Annotated in this window: 11 protein-coding genes; 5 read left to right on the top strand and 6 right to left on the bottom strand. The window is 56.6% G+C overall.

What is annotated here, in order from left to right:
• Positions 1 to 396: 396 nt before the first annotated feature.
• Entirely contained in the window at positions 397 to 669 is a 273-nt protein-coding gene (locus WH50_RS25330) for a hypothetical protein (protein WP_110190209.1), read from the top strand.
• 119 nt (positions 670 to 788) lie between these two features.
• Here WH50_RS25330 and WH50_RS25325 read toward each other — a convergent pair whose 3' ends face one another.
• Positions 789 to 2,075, bottom strand: coding sequence for a flavohemoglobin expression-modulating QEGLA motif protein (locus WH50_RS25325; protein WP_207780488.1), 1,287 nt, complete (start codon positions 2,073 to 2,075; stop codon positions 789 to 791).
• A gap of 298 nt (positions 2,076 to 2,373) precedes the next feature.
• Here WH50_RS25325 and WH50_RS25320 point away from each other — a divergent pair, with 298 nt between their 5' ends.
• A complete protein-coding gene (locus WH50_RS25320) occupies positions 2,374 to 2,820 on the top strand; it encodes a DUF6515 family protein (protein WP_110190207.1) in 447 nt (148 codons plus the stop codon).
• 104 nt (positions 2,821 to 2,924) lie between these two features.
• Here the strand turns inward: WH50_RS25320 and WH50_RS25315 are convergent, their stop codons facing one another.
• Positions 2,925 to 3,338 carry a YbaN family protein gene (locus WH50_RS25315; RefSeq protein WP_104154468.1) on the bottom strand — a complete coding sequence of 138 codons (414 nt, stop codon included), beginning with the start codon at positions 3,336 to 3,338 and terminating at the stop codon, positions 2,925 to 2,927.
• A gap of 500 nt (positions 3,339 to 3,838) precedes the next feature.
• On the opposite strand from WH50_RS25315, the gene WH50_RS25310 reads away from it, so the two are divergent.
• Complete coding sequence (locus WH50_RS25310; RefSeq protein WP_165838568.1) at positions 3,839 to 5,683, top strand: sensor domain-containing diguanylate cyclase; 1,845 nt, start codon at positions 3,839 to 3,841, stop codon at positions 5,681 to 5,683.
• A gap of 92 nt (positions 5,684 to 5,775) precedes the next feature.
• Here WH50_RS25310 and WH50_RS25305 read toward each other — a convergent pair whose 3' ends face one another.
• Entirely contained in the window at positions 5,776 to 6,084 is a 309-nt protein-coding gene (locus WH50_RS25305; protein WP_104154470.1) for a hypothetical protein, read from the bottom strand.
• Positions 6,085 to 6,182: 98 nt separating this feature from the next.
• Entirely contained in the window at positions 6,183 to 6,848 is a 666-nt protein-coding gene (locus WH50_RS25300; protein WP_110190203.1) for a M48 family metallopeptidase, read from the bottom strand.
• A gap of 163 nt (positions 6,849 to 7,011) precedes the next feature.
• Here WH50_RS25300 and WH50_RS25295 point away from each other — a divergent pair, with 163 nt between their 5' ends.
• Positions 7,012 to 7,884: an RluA family pseudouridine synthase gene (locus WH50_RS25295; RefSeq protein ID WP_110190201.1), complete on the top strand. Its 873-nt coding sequence runs from the start codon at positions 7,012 to 7,014 to the stop codon at positions 7,882 to 7,884.
• Positions 7,885 to 8,001: 117 nt separating this feature from the next.
• Entirely contained in the window at positions 8,002 to 8,469 is a 468-nt protein-coding gene (locus tag WH50_RS26505) for a hypothetical protein (RefSeq protein WP_165838567.1), read from the top strand.
• A gap of 30 nt (positions 8,470 to 8,499) precedes the next feature.
• On the opposite strand, the gene WH50_RS25280 is transcribed toward WH50_RS26505, so the two are convergent.
• Together WH50_RS25280 and WH50_RS25275 are read right to left on the bottom strand one after the other, a co-directional pair.
• Positions 8,500 to 8,895, bottom strand: a complete 396-nt coding sequence (locus WH50_RS25280) for a VOC family protein (RefSeq protein ID WP_110190213.1) — start codon at positions 8,893 to 8,895, stop codon at positions 8,500 to 8,502.
• Between the two features lie 123 nt (positions 8,896 to 9,018).
• The gene (locus WH50_RS25275) at positions 9,019 to 9,756 is read right to left on the bottom strand and encodes a helix-turn-helix transcriptional regulator (protein WP_165838566.1); all 738 of its coding nucleotides are present in this window, start codon (positions 9,754 to 9,756) and stop codon (positions 9,019 to 9,021) included.
• Between the last annotated feature and the right edge of the window lie 437 nt (positions 9,757 to 10,193).

Raw genomic sequence — 10,193 nt, 5'->3', positions numbered from 1 at the left:
AATACAGAGTCGGGTGGCCTGAGTTTTAAACGCTGGCTAATACTTAGCAGGCTGTTGAAAAACGTTATCGAGGCAGCCGAGACAAGGAAAGCACAGGCGAAAAAGCGGAGTTTAGTGAACTAAATGAGCATTTGACTCGCTCCGCTCGCCCCTTCGGGGCCGTGCTAAAGCACGTTCAGCCTTTGGCTGTGAGCCTGTGTTTGACGCGGTATTCGGCAACGCAGATAGATTTTCAACGACCTGTTAGAAACAAGCACTGTACTTTGCCCCGCGCTCTCACAGAGCCACACGGCAGATGGCTATAGATAGAAGGTGGCAGGTCGCAGACCGACCGCCTGTGCTATAGTGGCGGGCAGTCAGGCTGTGCATGACAAGCTTTAACAACAAGGAGTCTGTATGTCTTCTGTAAGTGCTGATATTCGTAAACGTGACCGCATGATTGAAGAACTGCGCGGTTTCATCAAGAAAGTATTGATTGATCCCAGTATTGCTACCCAGTCTCTGGATATTGCTCGTGCGCTGATGAATGAAACCAATGCGGAACGCAAGATTGCCGACCGTATCTCCGCTACCACCAGCATCAAAATCCCCGCCGACCTCAGCGACGCAGACAAGATGTACCTTGATCTGCTGAAAGAAGTATTACGCGACGAAAAAGCGCTGTATTAATCCCGTGTTGAAAGCGGTGTAAATACAAAAAGCAGGCAGGTGAACACCTGACCTGCTTTTTTGTTGCCCGCATTGAACGGCCGCTGTCTGCTTACCCTTCAAGCATCACCTCAAGCATGCTACAGCAGTGCGGCATAATCCGACTCGACCCGATCCAGCGTCAGATGGTTCAGGAAGTTAGAAAAACACATCCACGCCGACAGCGCACTCATGTCCCGCAGCTGATCTGGCAGAAACACCGGCGCCTGCACCAGCCCCTCTTCGGCCAGCTGCGTCAGTACCTTGATATCCTCCAGATTGGTCTTGCCACAGAACAGCATCTGGATGGCGTTGAGATTTCCTTTCTGAACCGCCAGCTGCAGGAAGTTGTACAGCATGACGAAGCCCTTGGTGTAGGACAGGTCTTTGGTAAACGGCTTACCGGTCGGTGTGCTGCCACGAAATACCCGGGTGGCATTGGTATAGCTGGTCTTCTCGCTGAATCCCTGCTTGACGAAAAACTGGTAGATGTCGATAAAGTCAGCACCATTCTCCACCAGATCCACTGCCTGGATACGGTTTGCCAGCTTGCGCAGCCGGGTCGGATAGGACACGAACGCAATAACCTCCATCAGGATGGCCAGCCCTTCCTGCGTGATGGTCGATGAGGGCGGGCCCTTGCTCAGGAAGGTACAGATGGACTGGCGCTGACCATTCAGTGTCGTCCCCAGATGCACCATGCCTTCATGGACAAACAGGATGTCGATATCACGCTGATTGAACATGGCATCGCGACGAATCTTCAGATAATCAGAACCTGCCGCAGCGTCAGCTACAATGTTGTCATCCAGCAGCACCCGCACCTGGGTGTCATTGAACTTGGCATTGAGCCGTTCATCCAGCTGTTTGGCAGCCTGCTCGGCATTGATGGTCTTGTCTTCATCCTGAATCACATCAGAGGCACTGAGTTTGGTCAGGGTGGCATCCATCATCCTGCCCAGATCAGCCAGGGTAGGATCACCGGCATGGAAGACTTCCGATGCGGTGCCGTACAGTTCCTGGGAAATCCGCCCAAAAGCGGGCTTGCCGCGGTTTTCCAGCATGGTGCTGACCAGTCGGTACTCACGACAGATACGCCGCATGATGCGCCCCAACGGGTTGAAATTCCCCAGCCGACGGGCAATGTCACGCTCAATCTCGTAGAACTCATCGCGCTTGCTGTCAGGATCAAAGCTCAGCGGCCGCCCCTGATAGTAGTCAATATCGACCAGCGGCAATTCCTTGCACTTGCTGGCAAAGAAGGCTGACTCGATACGGTCGTCCCATTTGATGGCATCAAGGATGCGGATGGGTTCCTGTGCCTTGACGATACGATCGGACAACTGCCTGACCGTTTCGTGATAGGCCTTCATTTGCGCTTTCTTCATGGAGTACGCCACATCAGGACGAAATTGCTGGCATTATTGAGCAACTGCCAACCCACTGGCAACGAGCATTTTCCGTCTGCCACAGTACACGCCCATGACATCTTCCCCGGCTTATTGCCCATTCTCCGCCAGTCTGAAGCGAACCTTTACAGCACTTTTACAGCCTGCCTGATTCGGCACCCCATATTAGAAGGTATAGTCATCGCCGGATGGATGCAGGGTCGCCAGTGATGGGTGAACCGGCCTGTACAGGACGTGCAGACGACCGCCATCCGCATCTACTCGCAGGTAAAGCTCAATGAAAAAACCAATTCTCGCCCTGACTCTGGTTAGCTTTCTCGGCCTGAACAGCCAACAGGTTCTAGCCGGACCACACGGCTCCTGGGGCGGCCACCATGGCGGTGGCCCGGGTCCGATCATTGGTGACATTCTGGCAGGTCTGGTGGTCACAGGCATGGTGATGCATGTCGTTAATGGCATCACCTACTATCAGGACCGCGATGTCTGGTATCGCTATGACCGTCCGCAAGATCACTATGTCGTGGTAGCGCCACCCAGCCAAACCGTTGTGATAGCCAATAATGACGGCGGTAGCGGCGTCCCCTTTGGCTCGGTGTATGAGTCACTACCACCCGGTGCAGTAGCCGTGATCATCAATGGTGTGCAGTATTTCGAGAAAGGCGGCACGCTGTTCCTGCCCAGCCAGCAGAATGGCCATCAGGTCTACGTCGTGGTCAAGCAGTAACCCGCTGAGACCGCGTTCCCCCTCTTGTTTCAATACAAAAAACAGGGGGCCGACTAAATCGGCCCCCTGTTTTAGATACGTCGGCTTATCCACCTGATGGCAGCTCACTGCTGCTGACGACGCAATACCTCTTCCAGCACCGGAATACGTGCCAACCCGGCACTGACCGCCAGCATGATCAGGGTATATCCCACCCGATACTGCCAGCCATGAAACACCAGCATGCCAATGGCCCAGGCTACCACCAGCATGGAGTAAGCCAGCTTTTTGGCTCTTCGCGGCATGGCGCGATGTTCCTGCCAGCTACGAATCATGGGCCCGGTGAGCGAGTGATTGAGTAACGCCTGATGGCAACGTGGTGAACCTTTGGCAAAACAAAAAGCCGCCGCCAGAATAAACATGGTGCCCGGCAACCCCGGCAGAATGATTCCCAGCACGCCCAGTGCCAGCGCAAGCCAGCCCAGTATCAGCCAGAGCAGTGCATGTAGTCTTGAGGGTCGCAACGTCAGTGTACTCATCTTGATCAGGCCTCCACCCTATCAACCCCCTTTTTTCACGGCAAGTTGCAAACAAGGATACTTCTGTCAGCACTATGCCGGGGGTATTGCGGCAGTATCAGAGGCAAAGCCATTTAATGAAAATTGATTAATACTCAGTGATCGATAGCAAATAACAATAATCCTTTAATTCCCCCTCATCTCTACATTCTCTGTTGCAGCTGCCGATATGAATTGTTGGCTCCCAACAAGGCAGCCATTAAACTGAGCGGCTCCATTGTCGTCTCAGTACAACGCAAACAGGCTCAGAACATCTCACACCACGATGCTCCACTGCGCATGGCCGAACCGCTCAGGCAGCAGATTGCAGAAGGTGACGTGATGCTCTGTATGGCCACGGGAACAGATCGAAGGTGTCGGACACTCTACTGACCTTAGGCAGTAACAGGCGCGGAATGACGACCAAAGAACTGAGGCAACACAATGGATTTCCCCCGTCCGACCAGGAAGGTCCACAGTTCATGTTTGAGGCTTGTTTGCCATCGCGACTGCAACAACGCAGCACGCTGCTTGTACAGCTGATGGCGCTGCTTTGCCTGCTGCTCAGCTGCCGGGCCAGCCTGGCATTTACCCCCGACACGACCAGCGACAAGGTTGCGCTGGCACCTTATCTGCACTTCATTGCAGACCCCGAGGGCAAGCTCACTCTGGATGCGATTCGTCAGGCAACGGCACAAAATCAGTTCGACAGCGATGGCGTACCACCGCAACAGGGCTATGACACCCGCCCTTTGTGGATCACCTTCAGCCTTGCCAACCCGGATATGCAGATGCGGACATGGTGGCTGCAAATTTCCCCACCCTACATCCAGACTGCGGACTTATATCTGGTCGATGAGCATGGTCAGGTACAACACTTCCGTAACGGCGCTGGCGTAGCGATTGCTGATCGGCCCGAACCCCGCGCGGCCATACTGCTGCCGCTGCAACTGGCTGCGCAAGGGTACTATCAGGTCTATGTGCGCCTGCAGTCGTCAAACCAGCGCATGCAGCTGACGCTGTGGCAACCCAACGCCTATTCCCGCCATGAGGTTCATCAACAGTTCAGCTATGGTCTGTTCTTTGGTCTGTTGCTGACCATGGCGCTGTACAACCTCTATCTGTTCAGCATTACCCGCAATCGCGCGCAGGGCTGGTACAGCCTCTATGTTGTTGCATTTGTGCTTTATCAGGCAGCCATCAGCGGCTATGCCTACGAGTACCTGTGGCCCGCCCAGCCCTGGCTCGGTACCAAGAGCAATAACCTGTTTGGCGCTATTGCCATTCTGGCCATGCTGATGTTCAGCCATAGCTTTCTGCACCTGCGTCAGCTGGCCCCGCGCTTTCGCTATACCCTGCTGGCCGCGGCGGCCCTGCCGCTGATCGTCATCGCCGGTTTTATTCTGACGCCTGGAGCGTTCTATCCGGCATGGATTCCGCAGCTGCTGTCAGCCAGTGTAGTCGTGCTGGTGCCACTCTGTATTATCGCCGGCATTCTTGCCTGGCGCCGTGGTCTGCGCTTGGCCCGCCTGTACCTGCTGGCCTGGGCATCAGCAGCGGCGGGCACACTGGTCTATATCGGCTTTCTACTAGGCTACCTGCCGGACAGCTGGCTGATCCAACAAAGCATCCGCATTGGCGTAGTACTCGAAGTACTGGTACTGGCCGCTGCTCTGGGTGAACGCATTCGTACCCTGCAGGAAGAATGTGATCTGGCACAGCGTGATGCCGAGCAGGCACGGCAAACCCTGAAGGAGCGTCTGGAAGTCAAGCTGGCAGAACGAACCCAGGCCATGCGCGATGTCAATGCCAGCCTGATGCGTGAATCCCATACCGATGCCCTGACCGGGCTGTTCAACCGCCGCCATCTTGACCAGTACTGGTCAATGCGACGCATATCGGTACATACCGACACCTGCCCCAGTGTCCTGATTCTGCTCGATCTGGACCACTTTAAACGTATCAACGACACCTACGGTCACGACACCGGCGACCGCATACTACGCAAGCTGGGCAAGCTGCTGGGTAACCCGCCCGGCAACAAGCGCCTGCAAGCCATTCGCTGGGGAGGAGAAGAGTTCCTGCTGATTGCCGAAAACACCTCGGTGGAAGAAGCACAGCGGTTGTGTGCCGCTCTGCAACAACGTCTGCTGCCGTTGGGACAGCCCGATGTTGAGCATCTCACCGCCAGTATGGGGATCGCCCCCATCAGCCGCGAAACCAGCCTGGATACGGTGCTGAAGGCAGCTGACATTGCCCTCTATCGCGCCAAGAGCAATGGTCGGAACCGTATTGAAGTGGCGTTACATCTGGAGCAGCTTAGCTGACAGCACACTCACGCCGCGTAAACCTGTAAGACCTGCCAAAACGACACAGCCCGGCGCACTGGCCGGGCTGTGTCAACGTCTGCTGTCAGCGTTTAGTGGCAGCCGCAGTCTTCACTATGCTCATGGTCGTGATGAATATCAGCCTCATGGGTTTCTACTTCGATATCGATCACGTTGCAGGCGCCGGGACGAACGACCAGCATACCAAAATGGCTGGGCTCTTCTTCATCGTCACCGCCATCGGGCACTTCCAGTGAAATCTGTGATTTGCCTTCATCAATGGGTTCAAAGTTGATAATCAGCGGTAAACCGTCGTCCCATTCGACGCGCAGCTCCGCCAGATTCAGTTCAATTTCTTCTCCTTCCGGAGTCATACCAAAAACGCGGGGCAATGAGGACATGATGTATTCCTGTTCTGTTGACGGCTAATCAGCCAATGCGTGTGAGAGGAGATAATGTTCGTGGGTGGTAACTTCAAGCTAAAACGTTCGCTGCCGGGTTAGAAAACCAGATCCCTCCCATGTAAACGAAACCAGGCCCGGCGCCGGCGCCAGTCCGGGCAGTAACGACTGACCAGCTGCCAGAAAGCGGGCTGGTGATGAAAATGCTGCAAATGGGCCAGCTCATGGATAAGTACATAGTCCATTTCCGCCTGCGGTGCCAGAATCAGCCCCCAGTGCAGACGAATCAGACCGTCATGGGTACAGCAGCCGTAGCGACTGCGATAGTGCTTGACCTCAATGGCTCTTGGCCGCAACTGCATGCGCTCGCTCCATAGCTGCATGCGAAGCGGCAGCAGTGTTTGGGCCAACTGCTGCAGCCAGGGCTGCAAATCCGCCAGTTGTTGAAAATGGACCGGAATGCGCAACTCAGCCTGTTCCTGTTGCCACAGCGGCTGACTGAGCTGCGGGTCAGCCACTAGCTGATAGCGTTGCCCCAACAGGCTCAGTTCAGCAGGCATGGCGGTCTCGACCCGTGGCACTGCCTTGGGTGGCTGCTGCAGATGCTGCCGAATCCAGGCGGCCTGCTTGTGCAGCAGCGCCTGAATCTCACGGTCGGACGTATGCATCGGGGCCCGCACCACAATCTTGCCGTCCCGCACCTGCAGGGCAATGGTCTTGCTGCGCCGTGGGCTGCGAACAATATGGATATGGGGAGCATTCATCAGGCAGGTTGCCCTATGTGGCACGAATCAGCTATGCAGCAAAGGTTGATGATCGCGAACGTCAGGGATGACGCTATGCAGCAGATCGTGAACCGGTCCGAGGCTGAGTTCAGAGTGAAAATAACGTACTATGTCGGGCTGCGATTATAACTGACAGACCAAGATGACGACTCCCTCCTTTGAAATTTCTGTCGACAAGGCCGACATGACCGCGCTGGACTGGCTGGCAACGGCCAGTGCCCTGCCCAAAATGCGCCTGAAAGATGCCATGAGCAAGGGTGCGGTATGGCTGATCAGCAAAGGGCAGCCGGAAAAACGCCTGCGCCGGGTACGCCATACGCCGAAAGTCGGCGATGTGCTGCGGCTCTACTATGATGCCGACCTGCTGGCACGTGAACCGCAGCTGCCGGTTCTGCTCGCCGACTTCAAGAAATACTCACTGTGGTACAAACCCGCCGGACTGCTGTCACAGGGCACGGCCTATGCCGATCACTGCAGCCTGCTGCGTCAGGCCGAAGTGCAGACGGGCCGCGAATGCTGGCTGATTCACCGCCTTGATCGCGAAGCCCAGGGCCTGGTGTTACTGGCTCATCACAGCAAACTGGCAGCGCAGCTGTCGCAACAGTTTCAGCAGCGGGATGTGGATAAGCGCTATCTGGTCAAGGTGGCAGGGGTTGTGGATAACACCGACTGGCACACGCTGGACCATCCGCTGGATGGCAAAGCCGCGCTGTCCCGCTTTCGCAGTCTGGGACAGGAGCAGGGCCACAGCCTGCTGGAAGTCAGCATCGAAACCGGCCGCAAACATCAGATTCGCCGTCATCTGGCGGCCTTCGGTCACCCGGTGCTGGGCGACCCGCGTCATGGACGCGATAACAGCTGGCCAGCCGGTATGCAGCTGATCGCCGCCCACCTGAGCTGGCAATGCCCACTGGCGCAGAAACGACGGATCTGGGATCTGACCCAGCATATGCCTGAGGTCATGGCGGACTGGCCAGCCGAGGCGCTGAAGCAGTTTCGGCGCAACAATGAATAGGCCTCGCCCATGTTCACAGGCGCTGCCCCTGCAGGAATGCAGATAAAACGCTCTCTCCACGACAGCGTAGGTTGACGTTCAGAGAGCCAAACCCGTCATTCACCCAAGGATGGTCTGATGTACTACCCCAGAGAAGCACAGCGCGATTTTCACTATACCCGCAAGATGATCGCGCTGATCCTGCTGCTGCCGCTGTTCATGGTACTGCTGTTTGCCAGGAAGGGCGCCCTGACCTACGCCTGTATCAGCGTTGCCAGGGCAGACACCCAGGCCGTGATTGCCAGCATCAGCCCGCACTATTCGACGCAAACCGTCGACTACCGTTTCACCCCGGCTGGGGGCGAGCTGACGCTGGGCACCTTCGTCACCCAACAAGTCAATGACTACCACACAGGTCAGCATATCGCGATCAGCTACTCGCGCTGGCTGCCCACGTTCAGTGTGCGCACCGAGCTGCTGGCCGACATGGCCATCAATCTCTATGTTGCCCTGGCGGCACTGGCCGCCATGCTTGGTTGTCTGCTGGTGGCGGCCCATGCGGTCAGGAGCCTGCGCCGCCACCAGCTTGAAGATCGCTACTACTGAACACGATCTGCGCAGAGCGTGGCGACGTTCTCACATTTCCATGACGAACACGCGCAAACGGTGATCATCAGGATCTGCTGCGGTGAAGGTATAGCCAAAGTCCATGCTGGTCGGCTGCTGCAGAATGCGTACGCCCTGATCCCACCAGCGCATGCACAGTGCATCGACCTGCTCCCGGCTGCTCAGCGGAATAGCCAGCTCCGTCCCACCGCCGGTGAGCTGGGCAGCAGGCGCTATTGACGTTACTTGCCATAGCCCCAGTTTGAGGCCACTTTCCAGCACAAACAGGGCAAAGGTGGGTGACACTTCGACCGGCTCGACAGCCAGCAGACGGGTGTAGAACGACACGCTGGTTTCAGGATCAGCCACGTAAAGAATGACAAAGTTAGGCTGACTGCTGATGGCTTGTGCTGCAGATGTAGACATGATGAAACCTCGCTGGGTGATTACTGAACAGGCGATGGCCTGTCCGCTGCCCTGCATCCTAGGCGGGATGGCTGTCAGTTTTTGTCAGTAGCCTCAACGCCCCCGCAGCGTCTTGCATCGCCCTCACCCGTTGCCGGTCTGCGAATCTTCCCCTGTTTCATCGACACGGACCTGCTCCACTTCCCGCGGCCGGTGCAGATGTTCGGCCCGCCACTGTGCCAGCAGGTTGGCTCGACGCTGGGGGAAATGGTCGTTCTGCAACTGCAGTGACAGGATGCGGTCTACCCGGAAATGGCGGAAATCCTGACGCAGCTCACACCAGGCCACCACCACCCGGACCTGCTCGAAATACCCCAGAGCAAAGGGCCAAAGTATGCGCTGGCTGGCCCGCCCCTGCGCATCCGCGTAGTCAACCAGTACCTTGCGCTCAGCCCGCATCGCCTGCCGCAACTCCGCCTGCCAGCGATCATCCTGCTGCCGAGCGGGGATCAGCAGCGTGGTGGAATCTAGTAAGTGACGCGCCTCAGCCGGTAAGACTGCGGCTATTTTGGCCAGTGCATCGGTCGCCGCCTGCCCTAACGGCTTGTCGGTATGGCTGCCTACCCAGCGCGCGCCCAGCACCAGCGCCTCAATTTCCTCCTGCGAGAACATCAGCGGCGGCAGTACGAAATCCGGGCGTAACACGTAACCCAGACCCGCCTCGCCCTCGATGTGGGCCCCCTGCGCCTGCAGGGTGGCGATATCGCGGTACAGCGTGCGCACGCTGATTTCCAGCTCCTGCGCCAGCACCTGCGCCGTCACCGGATAGCGATGACGACGGAGGATTTGCATCAGGGTGAACAAACGCTGAGTACGGGCCACAATTATTTCCTGAGCAGACAGTGCTCAGGCACTGTATTAAAATCCAGTATTTCGTCAAGCTCAGAACCTGCTCACGACCTGCTGCGCATCGGCCACAGCGCGTTGAAAAGACCTTCGGAATGCTCATTTACATCAGGTAAAGGCCGCTTCCTCAGCATTTTTCGCCCTGTCCGGCTTTAGCAGGCTGTTGAAAAACGTTATCGAGGCCGCCGAGACAAGGAAAAAACAGGCGAAAAAGCGGAGTTTAGTGAACTAAATGAGCATTTGACTCGCTCCGCTCGCCCCTTCGGGGCCGTGCTAAAGCACGTTCAGCCTTTGGCTGTGAGCCTGTTTTTGACGCGGTATTCGGCAACGCAGATAGATTTTCAACGACCTGTTAAAACGCATCGCTACCGGACTACTCCAGCAACAATAAACCCTCTGGCAGGATGGCCTGA

This window comes from Pokkaliibacter plantistimulans (genome assembly GCF_003194385.1).
Lineage (GTDB): Bacteria > Pseudomonadota > Gammaproteobacteria > Pseudomonadales > Balneatricaceae > Pokkaliibacter > Pokkaliibacter plantistimulans.
This window is presented reverse-complemented; position numbering and strand designations above follow the sequence as displayed.